The following is a 15701-nucleotide window of genomic DNA, read 5'->3' as shown; positions in this document are numbered from 1 at the left end:
TAATCCTTGTTAATTTTTGCATCCAAAAATGGGATTGGCGTGTTATTTGCCGTATGATGTATGAACGATTAAATTCATAAAACATGGCCTATATAGATTATTACAAGATTCTTGGAGTAGACAAAAGTGCTTCTCAGGATGATATCAAAAAGGCTTTTCGTAAGTTGGCCCGGAAATATCACCCTGATTTGAATCCTAATGACCCTAGTGCAAAGGATAAATTTCAGGAAATCAACGAAGCCAATGAAGTACTGAGTGACCCCGAGAAACGTAAAAAGTATGATGAGTACGGAGAACATTGGAAGCATGCCGATGAATTCGAAGCGCAGAAACGTGCACAGCAACAAGCCGGAGGCTTTGGCGGTGCAGGAGGTTTTGGCGGATTCGGCGGTGCGGGTCAGGGTTTCTCCGACGGTAACGGAACCTATTGGTATAGTTCCGATGGAGAAGGATTTTCCGGTGGCAACGCTAGTGGATTTTCCGATTTCTTCGAATCAATGTTCGGACATCGGGGAGGAAGAGGACAAGGTTCTGCGGGATTCCGCGGACAGGACTTTAATGCCGAACTTCATCTTTCCCTTCGTGATGCTGCTCAAACGCATAAGCAGATATTGACTGTAAATGGTAAACAGGTACGTATCACTATCCCTGCCGGTGTAGCCGACGGACAGGTTATTAAACTGAAAGGCTACGGAGCCGAAGGTGTCAACGGAGGACCTGCGGGCGACTTATACATTACGTTCGTTATAGCCGAAGACCCGGTGTTCAAACGCCTGGGCGACGATCTGTACGTAGATGTGGAGGTAGATCTTTACTCTGCCGTATTGGGAGGCGAGAAAGTAGTCGACACGCTGGACGGTAAAGTGAAACTGAAGATAAAACCGGAAACGCAGAACGGTACGAAAGTCCGTCTGAAAGGTAAAGGATTCCCGGTTTATAAGAAGGAAGGACAATTCGGTGACTTGATTGTGACCTATTCTGTCAAGATTCCTACGAACTTGACCGACAAACAGAAAGAGTTGTTCCGTCAATTACAGAGTATGAACTAAAATGAATGAGTACTATGCAGACCGAATTAATAATTGTCAGTGAATACTGTCACAAATGTCATATTGAGCCTTCATTCATCGAAATGTTGGAAGAGGGCGGTTTGATTAACGTGCATACCGAAGGCGGTGAACATTATCTGCTTTTGTCGGAACTCCCGAACGTGGAACGTTATAGCAGAATGTACTATGACTTATCCATCAACATGGAAGGTATCGATGCCATTCATCATTTGCTGGAAAGGATGGAAGATATGAGGCACGAAATGCGTTCGCTTCGCAAACAACTTTTGCTGTACCGGGAACGGGAAATAGAAGATATGGACTGGTAAAAAAATAGAGCCTCTGTTTGATTCGAACAGAGGCTCTATTTATAGTAAACGGAGGCTCTGATTCATTCAATCAGAGCCTCCGTTTTTTCAGGATGTTTATGCCGTTATTTTATAATACAATATACGTGCAAATCTCTTCCAGATAGCGTGCGTCGATAGTGTCGAAGCTATCCAATGTATCACTGTCGATATCCAGCACCCCGGCAACTTTCCCCTGCTTGAGGATCGGTACTACTATTTCCGATTTCGAGTCCGAACTACAGGCTATGTGTCCGGGAAACTGCTCTACATCAGGAACAATCAGTGTACGGGCTTCTTTCCAAGCGGTTCCGCAAACTCCTCTGCCAAAGCGGATGCGAGTGCAGGCAATGGGGCCTTGAAACGGACCCAGTACGAGTTCTTCCTCTTTCACAAGGTAAAAGCCTACCCAGAAGAAACCGAAAGTCTGCTTTAAGGCTGCTGCCATGTTGGCAAGATTGGCAATGAGATCTGCTTCCGTACTTACCAAAGCATGCAGTTGCGGAAGTAACTCCCGATACTTTTCTTCCTTGCTTCCTGTGTGGATGATTAAATTTTCTGCCATCTCTTTACTATTTGATTTGGTTCAGGATGCTCGGATCTTTTATCTTATCGTCTTCTGCAAAGAAGATAATCTTAGTCAGTATCTCGGCAGTCTTCGGATCTTCATCTACGAAAGGCAGGAACAGGCGTCCGCGATTTTGCGAATGTACCGGAAGAACGGCTATCTGTGCACCACCTTCCTGATGGATCACACCGCTGCCCAGATGAATATTGTACTTACCCAGTTTACCTTCGATGTGAGCAAAACTTCCTTTTATTGTCACGTTCTTGAAATGAAACAACGGCATCGTCAGTTCCACCAGTACGCTGCGCATCTCGATGGTAGAGTGGCTGGTTTCCGGGTCAACGCTTCCGGCATGGGCTACGCTTACTGCCAGGTCTACGTCTCTCATTACTTCGGAGAAGATGACAGGAGGAATCTCCGAGATTTTCATCAACTTGTAGTCTTTGCGGCTATGGAAGCAGACATATTCCAATGTCGGAGCTTCGATATCGGCAGGAGAGAACCAGTCTGCCATGGCATAGATGGTGGCGATGATATTCTCTTTGTAATATATCTTTTGAAGGCCGTCTTCATAATCGGCTACCCAACGGCGCCCTTTCAGTACGGCAACCGTTTTCTGCGGTTGAATCTGATTGCCGGCATAGCGGCGGGATTGAGTGGCTTCTATTTCTTCCGGAGTCGGAACGTAAAGTTCGCGGAATACCTGTTTGAAAGGTTGGCGGATTGATTTATCGAACAGGAATTTTTGATAAGCATGCCAGTCTCCGCTTGTATACAGGTCTGTGGGGTGCGCGATGCGTAACTCGTCTTTCGGTTTTAACGGGAGGCAAACGGCATTCACTGTAATCAGCAATCCATCGGTGTAGAAGCCCGTCTGTCCGTTGCAGATGAAGACGAGATGTTTCAGTAATGGCCAGATAACAGGATTCTGCATCAGCTTGCGCAATTCGTTTTCTTCAAAATGGGTGCAGTCTTCCATCGCCTGTTCCAGCATGATGCGCGAACGGGTGTACTGGTCTTTCAGCTTTTTGTGTACTGCTTTCAGTTCTTCTATATACGGATGCTTTTTCAGCTTGGCAGGCATGCTGTTGAGCTCTTTGCCGTCTTTGATTTGCTTAATCTCCGATTTACCTTCCTCGTTGATTTGTACATACACTTCTACGCCGTCTATCTCTTTGGGGGACAGGTAGGGAAGAAGTTCTTTAATCAGTTCGGTTTCCATGCTCCAGGTCAGGCGGGTAACGTCTCCGTAACCGGAGTTGCGTGCCAGGTTTTGCAGAGCGATGTTTACCGCTTTCTTTTCGCTTTCCTGTCTTTGAGCACCGAATTCCTTGCTCTCTTTCAGGAACTTTTGCAGGTATTGATAACGATCCAGCAGTTCTTTATCCGGCTTCCGTCCCAATGGGATGAGGCCGTAGCTCATCAATAAGTCTTTGTTGCGCTTGGCTATTATTTCTTTCTTTATATCTGCCGCCTTCACTGCACCGTTGGTAGCATCGGCAAACTTACGGGCACGGGTATGGCTGTTGCTGCATGAAATATATTTGGCGGCATTGTAGACCACTTCGAAGCGTTGCTTGCCAATTGTCTTAAATGCATCTTTGAACCAGTCGATGTCAAAAGCACCTTCCCGCAGGTCATCTACGTCGATGGGGGTGTAGCGGGCGATAATCGCTTTCTTCTTGTCGTCACACGTTTCATTGGTGTGGGCGTGGAAATAATAGGCTGCACTTGTCAGTCCTTTCCAGCCTATTGCCTTTTCAGTCAGTTCAATCCATTGTGGGGCGAACATGGCGGCTTCTACCAGTCGCTCGTCGCTGATTTCGGCTTGTTTCGCCAGTTTCTTCAGATTCTCGCTGGTGTCCGTAGGCAGGGGATGACAAGCATGGAGCAGACTGCTCAATACACCCCGTTTGGTGCTGCCCCAGTTGTAACTGTCACGTATGAAAGTATCTTTGCCGAATGCTTGCAGAATACGGATAAATGTTTCAGCTCCATAGACGTAGCTTAGTTCTTCTGCAAGGGAGGTGACTTGTGTCTCGGAGTCTCCACGTTTTAATTCAATTTCAAGAATCCGGTCTACCACCTTTTGGGCGAGGGAACGGAAGAGGGAGAAGTCGATGTTTTTGATATCGGCGTATCTTTCTTTTTCCTTGTTGAAACGAACGTTGTCGTTCAATACCATGGTGATTGCTTTGATCTGGCTGGGAGAGCTGATGCGTCCCATCATTTCACGGTATACTTCCTCTGTCGGGATGATTCCCAGCATCCAGGCACGGGCGAAGTCTGTGGCATGAAGATAAGAGTCTGTTTCCTCTAGTTCGGGGGTGTGCTCCATGTAGTTGGTGAGCTTATAAAGCTGATAGCGCACTGTGAAGTAACGGATAAATAGATCATCATTCATGGGCTTTTGAGGCATTTCGAGCCAGAAGTTCACGAATTTGTTGTTATGTATCGGATAAACGACCTGTTTTTCTCCGTATTCCAGTTTGTCCCGAAGCCATGCATGCTTACTGGTGTACTGGCGGAAGATGTTTTTGGTATTTAGCAAGGGCAATAGTTGGAGCAGCATATTGACGGCCAGTCGTTGATAGACGGCTTCATCTTTGTATTCGTATGCCAGTGCTTCGATGATGTCACTCATCTGTTCATAGTACGGCATCTTGCGGAGGTCTTTTTGCAATCCGCGGTAAGTGATGCCGGCATACATCCGGTTGACAAGCGGCTCAAAAGTATTACTTGATTTCTGGTCTGCCTTGATGTCTTCTTCATCTTCCTCGTCGGAGTCGTCTTCGTCTTTAGCGGTACCTGTCGATGCAAGCATGAAACTCATCATCAGCAATTTGTCGTAGCTTCCTATTTCTTCTTCGTAGAAGGCTTTCCACAATTCCGGGAATCCGAGTCCGCTCAATCCTCCGTAGTTGCTCCAGTTTATCAGGACACTGTTACCTACCAGACGTGCTTCTCCGTAACCATTTTTGAATTCTTCATTCTTGTAGGTTTCGATGTATTTGCTTAGTTTTTTGAAAACGAGTTTGGCCCTTCCAAAGCAGATGAATTCGAATGCTTTTTTAACGTTGAATCCTTTGTCCTGGGTAATTTCCGGCAGACTGACTTCAAGAGACGGATCGTACAGACCGAAACCGTTATCTTTGGTATAATGTTGTGTGACGCTCTCTTCTGTTCCATCGCCAATCAGAGATTCTATCAATACTTTTTCTTTCGGGTTCGGCTTCTGAATCTCTTTAACTGTCGGGATCAATTCCTGATAGATATCTTGCAGGAATTCTACATTGTGTATGGTCTTCATCATGTCCAATCCTGCCAGGCGGCGTTCGGCAACCTTGTCTGTTAGCAAGCGGCGGATGCTGTCGGCTAGCTGTTCTTTGGGCTGTTTCATCAGCAGATTGATAGCATGGATACGCATTTCGCTGTATTTGAAGCGCAGTAACTCTTCTACTTTCTGGTTTTGTTCGGGCGATAAGGTCATCTCGGACAATGCTTTATATGCTTCTTCACGCACATCTTGCGAACGGTCTCCCAGTGATTGCAGTACATATTCTTCCTGTAGCGGACTGGTCGGTGGAGCTAATACAACACCGATATAGCCTGCCCGCATATAAGTATCCAGAGAGGGCAGATAGCTGCAAAGATCGTCTTTCAATGCAGAATTATTAGTCATCCAGGTGATATATGCCATTTTGAGAACGATTTCCGAACGGGTGAGTTCTGTGCTTTCCCAAGGGAATACATAAGGAGAATAAATCTCTTTGGCAGAGATGGACTGATAGATTTGCTTCAGATATTCATAATGGCGGACCGCCTCTTCTTTGCTATCAAAATAGTCGTGGAGTGACGGGGCGTCTTTGTGCCCTCCGTACCGGCTAAGATAGAGACCGGACAGATACAACGGTAAGATAGCCGCCACCACCGACGGTTCCTTATACCATCTTTCAAAGGCATTTTTACTGATGCGGTGGTTCATGCCGGAGTATTGCGTACAGCGTAAGAAATAAAGTAATGTCTGTACCTGGTATTTAGCACCTTTCTTGATAATTTCCGGTACGAGCGTCTGAATCTCTTCCGTATTATAGAATCCGATGCTCCATAAAGCCAGATAGAGTTCGATTGTATCTTTGCTTTGAAGAGCACTGTGTGCTTGTTTCCGGTCGTTCAGAAAACGATAGATCAGTTCTACATATTTATTGGTGATACGTTCGCTGCTGTCTTGTTCTCCGATACCCGTACTGACTGCAATACCGCGTTTCACGGAAGCAAATCGTTGCAGGCCGTTGTCGCAGATGACCGAGAAAAGATGGAGATAACTTTCGGGACAACCTTCGTCCATCGTTTCCACGATAGCTTGGCGGAGACCCTCCTGTAACTTGGCTGCCAGAAGTAACTTCCCTTCCAGTTCCAGCAAGGGGCGGTATCCACTTACTGCGATAGCCTGGAGATGTCCCTGGTTGAGGCGGTTGGCGTTATTCTCACTGGTCAGCACATTGTTGAGGTATTCAATGACAGTCTGGTTGCCTTCTGCTATTTGGGCGGCCATCCAGTTTTGGCAGTTCATCGAATCCTTGTATGCTTCTATTTCTTCCGGAGTGTTTCCTCCGTTCAGTATGGCTTGAACCGTAAATCCGGTGGCGCGCAGTTTCAGAAACTGGGTCAGTGCATCTATAACGTGGCCGATATGCAGAAGAGGATTTGCCGACCGTTGTGACCGGCGCGAGTATCCGTGAGTGTACGGGCACCGTGCTTTGAGCTTCAGATAGGTGTGGAACAGGTGGGCGTACTCGTCTCCCAATAGATAGCGGAGTAGCTTGTTCAATTTACCATCGAAAAGATTGGCAACGCTTTTAATCTTCTCTTCTTGGATAATATAGATGATGCAAGGCTCTAATTTATCGCTGTATGCACCATACCGGGTATCCATGTTGAAGTATTGCATAAATACATCCAACAGTGCCATTGTCTCTTTGTCTAAACTGGTTCTCTTTTTCGTTAACCTTTCCAGGTACGGAGCAATCCGTTTATTTAATGCGTCATTGTAAATCAGTCTCATGATTCTTTTCGTTTTAAATGTGTTTTATAGGATAATGATTACCATAATCTTCCCGACAGCATAGCGAGCCGGATGAAGGTTAAGGTAGATTCTTCTTTAAGTTGGATGGGAGAGGATAGGTCTCCGGTTTCCGTATCATCCATGAAGATACGGAAAATTCCGTCCTCATAGGATTGCAAAGCATTGGTGATGGCTTCGACTTCTGCGGCAGGTTTGCCATTATAGTTTACTGCAAACCCTACTTTGCCGGAAGCTGTTTTATTTTCCACTTCTTCCTGTGTGAGGTATTTCAGCACTTCGCTCTGTTGCAAGCGTTCATTGTATTCGCAGACTTGCCAACTGACGATGGCTTCGATCAACCCCTGTACATTGACAGGCGGAACAGGAAAATCGATAGGAATCTTTTCGATACTGCACTTTCGCTTTCCTAACTGTTTGATTTGGATATATACTCTCATATTCTCTTTATTGGGTGATCTGGATACTTGATGTAATGGCATTCAGATCGGTTTCAGCTTCTTCGTCATAGACAAGCATGACAATAGCAAAAGATCGTTTCTTGCTCTCTTGAAAGTAATGCAACGCTATTTGTTTTACATCCTCTCCCGGTTCATCAGGAGCCCCGATGTGCAGGGGATTCGTGATCTTTGTCATGGGGAGTCCGTTGATGTTGACATTGCTTAGTTGGTAATCTTCTGACGGTTCCCCTTGTGCATTTCTTGGGAGAGTGAGTGATAACTCTTTCATGTGTTTAAACTCCTTCTGCGTGTCGTAGGTGAGGGCGGTAATCGTTAATTGATTCCCTCCGTTGACCAGCATGAGTAATGGAGGTTCCGCACCATCAATAATTCCTTTTGCTCCTGCTATTTTTATCCAGTTGGTAGGATACTGGCAACTGAATTTGGTGGCTGCATCATAATAAGATAGCCACGTATCGTCATTGCCGACAGGCGTATATGCCGGAACTTTCCTGCTGGAAAGATTGTCCGTAGCATTCACAGCGGAATGATTACTGTTCTCGTTTTCCTCTTCCAGTTCACCATTCAGATAGGCTTCCACAATGCCGCTTTCCCATTCATTGCGTATCTCCGGGTAAAGAGGAGGAACGTTTTTGCACAGGATCATGAAGCTGAACAGGAATATACAGAATATACCAAGCTCCCCGATGATGGAGACAGTCCGCTGTGCATCGGGTTTCTCGAACTTGTAGCCGACCACGTATATAATTCCCAGAACAAACCCGCTTAACAACCCGCCAATATGGGCGGCATTATCAATGCCGGCTTTCATCCCGTAAACCAGATTATACCCCACAAAAATGAGGATGCTGGTTAACAATGCCTTTCGTTGTTCTTTGGCGATGCGATGAAAGAGGAGGAATGCAAGGAATATACCGTAAAGTCCGAAGATAGATCCGGAAGCTCCGGCGCTGATTGTCTCACCGTGCATATACAGGCTGAATGCAGCCGAACATAATCCGGTTAGCAGGTATGAAACGAACATACGGCGTCCTCCTATCAGTTCTTCCAACAGAAGTCCTACATACATGAAAGCATACATGTTCATCAGGAGATGGAAAGCTCCGATATGTATGAAGTTGCAAGTCACTGTGCGCCACCAGTCACCGGTCAGAGTCAGCGGTCCGAAGTCGGCTCCCCATTTCAGTAGTGACAGAGTGGAAGGAGACATAATACCCACTCCGGAAGCAATCATTACAATGAATACAAGAATATTGATGTCTATCAGGATGGGAGTTGCTATAAATCCTTTGCGGGGAATGAAGAAAGACAGGAAAGAGTTCCTCTTCTTTTCTTCCTCTATGTAGGCTTTTTCTTCTTCTGTGAGCGGGCGGTTGAACTCTTCTTCGAAATCTTTGGCCCTTTGGGCTAGTTCTTCCGGAGTGAGTGAGGCTTTTATTTCTTCCATTGTTTCCCGTAACTTCTGGATATTTTTTCTGTTCTTTCCATAATCAACAAATTGTACGGAAGAAGACTGACTGCGAACGGATACTTCCCCGTCACTTCCCTTTTCTATGGTAAAGGTTATTGCCTCTCCATGGGAGCGTATACTGAACGGGACTTCAAACCGGATTCCTTCCGGAGTTACTTCCTCGATATTCCACTCAAGTTTTTGAGAGGCTTCGAGAGCCAATATAAGGATTTCCGTGTTTGATAAACCTGGCAAATACAGTTTGTCATTATATGAAGGTTTGAGTGCCATATTTCTATCTCTATCTACATTCATCAATTAAAAAATTACTTATCTCACTGACAAATGTATAGAATAATAATGGAAAATAATAGAATATGACAAATAAAAAAAGCATCCATTTCGTAAGAAAGGATGCTTTTATCAGATTTAGTCGATTATTTGTTACTTTTTGTAGAAAGCCAAATCTTCTTTGTCGAAGTTTTCGATGAAATTTGTATGCTTTTCTACTTCCGCTTCTGCATAGTTCAAATATACGTGTGCAGATTTGGAGAACAGTTCAGAAGACTTGCTGGCATCTTGAATCAGTAAGTGACACATGATAATATCAGCAGCCATTTCCACCAGTTTGCGAGCGGTGAAGTCAAGCAATTCCTGATCCTGTACTTCTTTCACAGCGTTGGTACTTGCTTCAAATTTGTCAGCCATCTTCTTCAGGCGAGACATCAGCGGTTCCATTTCCGGTGAACAAGGAATGGCCTCAAACTCGCGGATAGTAGCGATGTAAGAACCATTAGTCACGTAACGGATAGCGGCTACAGTCTGTAACTGGGTAGTTCCTTCGTAGATGCTGGTGATACGTGCGTCGCGATAGATGCGTTGGCAAGCATATTCCATCATGAATCCTGAACCACCGTGAATCTGGATACAGTCATAAGCGTTCTGGTTAGCATATTCAGAGTTCATACCCTTAGCCAGCGGAGTAAAGCTGTCTGCTAGTTTGGCGTATTTTTTCTGTTCCTGACGTTCTTCCGGAGTCAGTTTACGTTCGCGGGAAATATCATCCAATGCTTTGTAAATGTCTACGTAGCGAGCTGTTTGATACAGCAAAGCACGTCCGGCATCCAACTTACCTTTCATGATAGCCAGCATATCGTATACTGCCGGGAATTCGATGATTGCTTTACCGAATTGCTTACGGTCTTTAGCATAAGCCAATCCCTCATTGTAAGCAGCTTGGCTCAATCCTACGGACTGCGCAGCAATACCCAGACGGGCACCGTTCATTAAAGCCATAACGTATTTAATCAAACCGAGTTTGCGGTCACCGCAAAGTTCAGCTTTAGCATTCTTGTACACCAGTTCGCAAGTAGGAGAACCGTGGATACCGAGTTTGTTTTCGATACGACGTACGTTCACACCACCCTCATTCTTGTCATAGATGAACATAGAAAGACCACGACCGTCTCTTGTACCTTCTTCCGAACGAGCCAATACCAAGTGAAGATTAGCATCACCGTTTGTAATAAAACGTTTTACACCGTTCAGCAACCAGCAACCGTCTTTTTCGCTATAAGTTGCTTTCAGCATAACTGCCTGTAAGTCGGAACCTGCATCCGGTTCGGTCAAGTCCATAGACATCGTTTCACCTTGGCATACGCGAGGAATGAAACGGCTGTGTTGGTCAGCGTTACCGAATTCGTACAGTGTTTCAATACAGTCCTGCAAAGACCAGATATTTCCGAAACCGGCGTCGGCAGCAGCCACGATTTCTGCACACATGGTGTACGGAGTGATCGGGAAGTTCAAACCGCCGAATCTGCGTGGCATGGTCATACCGTTCAGGCCGGCTTTCACCATAGCGTCCAGGTTCTGTTTGGTTCCGGAAGCATATTCTACGCGACCGTTAGCACAGTGAGGACCTTCTTCGTCTACACCTTCTGCGTTAGCAGCAATGATTTCTCCTGTGATTTCTCCTGTAATCTCCAATACTTTGTCGTAAGAGTCTACAGCATCTTCGAAGTCCAGCGGAGCGTAGTCGAATTCATCTTTATCTCTGTAATTGCGTTCTTTGAGTTCGCAAATACGTTTCATCATCGGATTGTTCAAGTGAAACTTGAGTTCCGGTATGTCTGTATAATAATTAGCCATCTTTCCTTACTTGCTATTTTGTTTATAATACTTAATCATCTTCGGCACAACTTCTTCGATACTTCCGTTGATTACGTAATCGGCAATCGTATTGATCGGAGCATCCGGATCGTTGTTAATGGAGATGATGATACCACTTTCCTGCATACCGGCGATATGCTGAATCTGTCCGGAGATACCGCAAGCGATGTAGAGTTTTGGACGAACCGTAACACCAGTCTGACCGATCTGACGATCATGGTCTGCGAAACCAGCGTCAACAGCAGCACGGCTGGCACCTACTTCTGCGTGAAGTTCTTTAGCGAGGTCGAACAATAGGTTGAAGTTTTCTTTCGAACCTACACCGTAACCACCGGCTATGATGATCGGAGAACCTTTCAGGTTGTTCTTTGCCTTTTCTACATGGCGTTCGATGACTTTCACTACATAGTCCGTGTCGGCTACATACTTTTTCACGTCGTGACGGATTACTTCTCCCTGATAAGTCGGAGAGAGGATTTCTTTCTTCATCACACCTTCGCGAACGGTTGCCATCTGCGGGCGGTGTTCCGGGTTCACAATCGTAGCAACGATGTTACCACCGAATGCCGGACGGATTTGATATAACAGGTTCTTATAAGTCTTACCTTCTTTTTTGTCTTCGTGGTCACCGATTTCAAGTGAAGTACAGTCGGCAGTCAATCCGCTGGTCAGAGCAGAAGAAACGCGCGGACCGAGGTCACGACCGATAACGGTAGCACCCATCAAACAGATTTGCGGTTGCTCTTCTTTGAAGAGGTTCACCAGGATAGCTGTGTGAGGAAGTGATGTATAAGGGTAAAGGCCTTCACCGTCGAAAACGTGAAGTTTATCTACTCCGTAAGGAAGGATTTGTTTTTCAATATCTTTGAGGCCGCTTCCGGCAACTACAGCTTCGAGCTGACAGTTCAACTGGTTGGCTAACGAACGACCTTTGGTCAGAAGTTCGAGGCTAACGTCTGCAACGTTACCTTCTTCTATTTCGCAATATACAAATAAGTTATTCATGATTATCCGATGGTGTGGTTAGCTAATAGTTCAACAATCAGGTCTTCCACGTCACGGTCGCTGCCGCTGATGGTTTTGCTCTCTTTAGCCTGGAACACGATGTTCTGGATGGCTTTCACTTTTGTCGGCGAACCGGACAGACCGCATTGTGCAAGGTCACCGTTTACGTCGGCTACACTCCATTCTACCAGATTCAAATAATCACGCTTGTCATACAAATCGGTATAATCAAGGTTACCTTGTTGTTTTTCGGTAACTGTTTTGGCGTGTTTGTATTTCTGAACCAGTTTCGCATTGCGCGGACGGCAAGGAGTGGCAGAACCGTTTACGGTAATCACGATAGGCAGCGGACCCTCTACAGTTTCTACACCACCGTCGATATGACGTTTCACCTTGATTTTACCATCGCCCACTTCCAGAATTTCTTCTGCGTATGTGATTTGCGTCAATCCTAGCTTCTCTGCTACCTGCGGACCTACTTGCGCCGTGTCACCGTCGATAGCCTGACGACCACCAATGATAATGTCGCAATCACCGATTTTGCGGATGGCAGTAGCCAGTGCGTAAGACGTAGCCAGTGTATCTGCACCAGCGAAAGCACGGTCGGTCAGCAAGTAACCGTTATCTGCGCCACGGAAAAGTCCTTCACGAATAATGTCGGCTGCCCGTCCCGGTCCCATGGTCAGGATGGTTACGGTAGAGCCTGGATGAGCATCTTTCAGTCGAAGAGCTTGCTCGAGAGCATTCAGGTCTTCGGGGTTGAAGATAGCGGGAAGTGCCGCGCGGTTAATCGTCCCGTCGGCTTTCATGGCATCTTTCCCAACATTACGTGTGTCAGGAACTTGTTTTGCCAATACAACAATTTTCAAACTCATGCTATAAATTTTAGTATTAGTATTTCTACAAGTTAGCAGCCAGTAGTCAAGTAGTAATATCTTGCTATCCAAACTATCCGGTTAACTATCAGCGTGCAAATTTACTCAAACGCTTGGTTCTGACAAGAAATCCGAGTAAAAAATGCACAGGTTTAAGATTTTTGAGCAAAAGAGGAGGGTTTTTATAGATTTAATTCAGGGTTGACAAAGCGTTTATGGGCAGTCTGCCGGATTGTCCGGCAAACTGTTGATGAATTCCGGATTATTTGATAAGTTCGTAATAATGTGCATTCGTGAAATTATCATTCTTGAAAATAGCCTTTTGCATAATTCCTACTTTCGTGAATCCCACTTTCTCTAATACCCGCATGGATGGGGAGTTATGCTCAAATACGACTGCGAATACACGTACCTTATCAGTGTGTTCGAAATAATAGTTGATGGCTTCTTTCAGGGCGTCAGTAACGATTCCCTGGTTCCAGAAAGGTTCTCCAATCCAGTAGCCTACTTCTGTACTAAAACGTTCTACATCCGTAGCGGGTACAAAACCGATACTTCCAACTGCTTCTCCGTTTACCTCAATGCAGAAATCTTGAATGTTTTCTTTCGCTTGTACCATAGAGAGAAAAACGTTAGCATCTTCCTGACTATAAGGATAGGGGAGACCGTCACGACAGTTATCCCAAATATTCTTGTTATTGAGATATTGGGCTAATGATGCTACATCTTCGGTTTGCCAGGTACGGAGAGTATAGTTTTTCTTCTGCACAATAATTCCTGTTTTTTGTACCATATCATCTATTATTGTATCCCAATTTCAGCTAACCCCATCGGTTCACCGTCATGTATCATCCGTGTTGCTTTCAACTGAATGTAGCGAGCCTTGACCGGAGTAAAGTAAACCGATTGCAAAATCGGATTGCTCTTTATATTGGAAAATTCATCTTTGGCTACTACCTGGTTGACCGCATTACTGTCCGTACCTACAGATATTTCGTAGGCTGCGATCAACCCTTTATTATATTCACTTTGGTCGGGGAGATAGTGGAATGAGGTAATCGTGCGTTCTTCTCCCAAGTCAATCAATAGTGTATTTCCATTGATGAAACAGGTGGTCTGGTCGTTTTTATCCATGCCTTTCTGTGCTTCCTCTACATCTACTCCAACAAGAGTGAACGGGTAACTTTTCAGTTCTGCAGCTTTCGCTGTGTATGTATCCGAAGTCTCTCCTGCATAATATGCTTCAATGTTATTAATACAGAGACAAGCCCGTGAATCCGTGAAGCGGACACGAATCTTATCCGTAGTGATTGTTTCGAAACGAAGGAGCCGTTTATATCCGATAGTGGTAGTCTCCTCATTGAGCTTTACTGGGAGCCATTCGCCTGCCTGGTTATATTCTACAACGAATGATTTGACACGTTGTCCGAGAGGAATATATTCCTGCAACATCATACGGTTGATCTTTTCTGCCTGAGGTAAATCGAATTCGATAGTGGCTGAAGTGACATCATCATTGGTAGCCCAATAAGTATCATAATCACCGTCGGTCACAGCTTTGGCGGAGAATGTTCTTCCACGTTCGTCCGATGCTTTGGGAGAGAGTCCCGCCAGCAGATTGTGTGCCAGTTGTTTTTGTACATTCTGGTGGAAGTTTACGGCATTGGCAGAGTCAGTAGGGTGAATCAATCCGTCACGGTCTACCGGGAAGTTTAATAATAGCGTTGCGTTATGTCCTACGCTGCGGTAATATAAATCAGTCAGTTCGTCTACTGTTTTCACACGGTCGTCTTCTTCCGGATGATAAAACCATCCCGGACGGATGGAAACATCACACTCGGCAGCTACCCATAGGTTACCATCGGCATGACCATATTGCAGTTCACGATACTTGGGATAGCCCGGATAAACTTCTCCTGCACGAAGAAAAGACCAGTTAGTAGCTCCGGCAAATCCGTGTTCGTTGCCTACCCAACGACAGCCCGGACCTCCATCCGAGAAGATAACAGCTTGTGGCTGTAACTCATCAATCATCTTGTAAGCTCGCGGATAGTTATAATAAGTCTTGCGGTCGATTGTACGGCTGTCTTTTGCTCCGCCATACCAGCCGTCTCCACCGTTGGCACCATCAAACCAGATTTCAAATACGTCACCGTAGTTGGTCAGCAGTTCGTTGAGTTGTTTATAGAAGTATTCTACATATTCGGGAGAACCATAATTGGCCTGATGCCTGTCCCAGGGCGAGAGATAGACTGCGAATTTAATGCCATACTTTTTGCAGGCATCCGACAGTTCGCGGACAATGTCTCCTTTTCCGTCTTTGTACGGAGTGTTGCGGATACAGTACTCTGTCAGTTGCGTAGGCCACAGACAGAATCCATCGTGATGTTTCGCTGTCAGGATCACTCCTTTCATGCCGGATTTGACAAATGTCTGTACCCATTGCTCACAGTCCAGACGGGTAGGGTTGAATGTTTTAGGATCGGAGTCTCCATATCCCCATTCACGGTCGTTGAATGTGTTAAGTCCGAAGTGTACAAACGCATACGTTTCCATTTTTTGCCATTCCACCTGTTTGGCTTCGGGAATGGGTAAGATAGCTTCCGGTGCTTTTACCGAATTACAGGCACTTAGTAGAAAGAGACCTGTTGCGAAGATAAGAAAGTGTTTTTTCATGGGGGTGTTTATTAG

General features: G+C 45.5%; 11 protein-coding genes. 2 read left to right on the top strand and 9 right to left on the bottom strand.

Annotated features, from left to right (window positions below; translation table 11 throughout):
- The first annotated feature begins 83 nt into the window (after positions 1–83).
- A complete protein-coding gene (locus tag HMPREF9010_RS00360) occupies positions 84–1049 on the top strand; it encodes a DnaJ C-terminal domain-containing protein (RefSeq protein WP_004327076.1) in 966 nt (321 codons plus the stop codon).
- 14 nt (positions 1050–1063) lie between these two features.
- Complete coding sequence (locus tag HMPREF9010_RS00365) at positions 1064–1378, top strand: chaperone modulator CbpM (protein ID WP_004307142.1); 315 nt, start codon at positions 1064–1066, stop codon at positions 1376–1378.
- A gap of 109 nt (positions 1379–1487) precedes the next feature.
- Here HMPREF9010_RS00365 and HMPREF9010_RS00370 read toward each other — a convergent pair whose 3' ends face one another.
- The 9 genes from HMPREF9010_RS00370 to HMPREF9010_RS00410 form a co-directional block, all read right to left on the bottom strand.
- Positions 1488–1961, bottom strand: a complete 474-nt coding sequence (locus HMPREF9010_RS00370; RefSeq protein WP_004307141.1) for a GAF domain-containing protein — start codon at positions 1959–1961, stop codon at positions 1488–1490.
- A 7-nt stretch (positions 1962–1968) separates the two neighbouring features.
- Complete coding sequence (locus HMPREF9010_RS00375) at positions 1969–7029, bottom strand: DUF4132 domain-containing protein (RefSeq protein ID WP_008651959.1); 5061 nt, start codon at positions 7027–7029, stop codon at positions 1969–1971.
- Between the two features lie 38 nt (positions 7030–7067).
- On the bottom strand, positions 7068–7487 hold the full coding sequence (locus HMPREF9010_RS00380) for a hypothetical protein (RefSeq protein ID WP_004301032.1): 420 nt from the start codon (positions 7485–7487) through the stop codon (positions 7068–7070).
- 7 nt (positions 7488–7494) lie between these two features.
- A complete protein-coding gene (locus HMPREF9010_RS00385; protein ID WP_032852995.1) occupies positions 7495–9249 on the bottom strand; it encodes a rhomboid family intramembrane serine protease in 1755 nt (584 codons plus the stop codon).
- A gap of 153 nt (positions 9250–9402) precedes the next feature.
- Positions 9403–11109: an acyl-CoA dehydrogenase family protein gene (locus tag HMPREF9010_RS00390; RefSeq protein WP_004301030.1), complete on the bottom strand. Its 1707-nt coding sequence runs from the start codon at positions 11107–11109 to the stop codon at positions 9403–9405.
- A 6-nt stretch (positions 11110–11115) separates the two neighbouring features.
- On the bottom strand, positions 11116–12135 hold the full coding sequence (locus HMPREF9010_RS00395) for an electron transfer flavoprotein subunit alpha/FixB family protein (RefSeq protein WP_004301029.1): 1020 nt from the start codon (positions 12133–12135) through the stop codon (positions 11116–11118).
- A 2-nt stretch (positions 12136–12137) separates the two neighbouring features.
- Positions 12138–13010, bottom strand: a complete 873-nt coding sequence (locus HMPREF9010_RS00400) for an electron transfer flavoprotein subunit beta/FixA family protein (protein WP_008651953.1) — start codon at positions 13008–13010, stop codon at positions 12138–12140.
- A 262-nt stretch (positions 13011–13272) separates the two neighbouring features.
- Complete coding sequence (locus HMPREF9010_RS00405; protein WP_004301027.1) at positions 13273–13803, bottom strand: GNAT family N-acetyltransferase; 531 nt, start codon at positions 13801–13803, stop codon at positions 13273–13275.
- Between the two features lie 8 nt (positions 13804–13811).
- Entirely contained in the window at positions 13812–15686 is a 1875-nt protein-coding gene (locus tag HMPREF9010_RS00410; RefSeq protein WP_004301026.1) for an alpha-L-fucosidase, read from the bottom strand.
- Positions 15687–15701: the final 15 nt, after the last annotated feature.

The organism is Bacteroides sp. 3_1_23, from assembly GCF_000162555.1.
GTDB lineage: Bacteria > Bacteroidota > Bacteroidia > Bacteroidales > Bacteroidaceae > Bacteroides > Bacteroides ovatus.
Note: the sequence above shows the minus strand (reverse complement) of the source record. Positions and strands in the feature narration are given on the sequence as shown.